Consider the following 932-nt stretch of genomic DNA (forward strand, 5'->3'; position numbering starts at 1 on the left):
CCGGTCCGTCCACCGCCCCGACCGGCGACCCGGCCGCCGCACCCGCGGGTCCTTGCGCCGCACCCGCTGGTCCTGGGGCTGGTCGTGGGGCTGGTTCTGGGGCTGGTTGTGGGAGTGGGGGGTGGGTGGGGCAGTGCTGCAGGGTGGTGAGGTCGGCGATGAGGGTCAGGTGGGGGCGTTGGCCGCCGGTGACGGGTAGGTCGCCGCGGTCGAGGGCGGCGGTGGCGAGCAGGTCGAGGGCGTCGCCCATCCGCTCGCTGTGGCTCTTGGTCCCGTCGGGGGTGGGGTCGGCCATCACCGCCTCCAGGGCGGTGCGCAGCTTCTCCCCGCAGGTCGCGGACAGTTCCCCGGACAGGACCCAGAACGGGTCATCGCTGGTGCCGGTGGCGGCGAGGCGGACCCAGGTGCGGCGCGGCGCCGGCTCGCGCTCGTCCTCCAGCGAAAGCCTGGCCCGCAACTCGCGTGAGACGCGGGACAGTTGGGGCAGGTGCAGTCGCGGGGCCTGGTCGAGGAGGAAGCAGGCGCCCTGCTCGCGCAGGTCCTGGTCCTGCACGTGGACGAGGTCGCGGGTGATGGTGGCGGCCTGGTCCGCCGACAGTGCTCCGGCCGCGAACGCGGCGGCGACCGGCGGCACCTGCCGCAGCCGACGCGCCCGGTCCACCAGGTCCCGGGCGTGGGCGTCGGTCAGCTGGGCGTGCTGGGCCAGGAAGCCCTTCACCGACCGCGCCCGCACCACCCGGTGCGCGTCGGTCGCGTCCATCACCGCCACCCGGCGCAGCAACTGCGCCTCCAGCAGCTCCCGGGCCCGCTGCAGCGCCAGGACCTGCTCCGCCAGCCGGTCCGGGCCGCCCCACCGCAGGTCCTCGTCGGACTCGGCCGCCAGCGCGGCCACCACCGCCCGGACCCCGGGCAGGCAGGCCAGCGGATCCACC

Annotated in this window: 1 protein-coding gene; it reads right to left on the reverse strand. The window is 76.3% G+C overall.

Annotation, left to right across the window (positions count from 1 at the left end):
* The coding region (locus tag ACFP3V_RS31390) for a DUF222 domain-containing protein (RefSeq protein ID WP_380591112.1) at nt 1-932 on the reverse strand (932 nt) is incomplete at both ends.

Source organism: Streptacidiphilus monticola, from assembly GCF_042658505.1.
GTDB lineage: Bacteria > Actinomycetota > Actinomycetes > Streptomycetales > Streptomycetaceae > Streptacidiphilus > Streptacidiphilus monticola.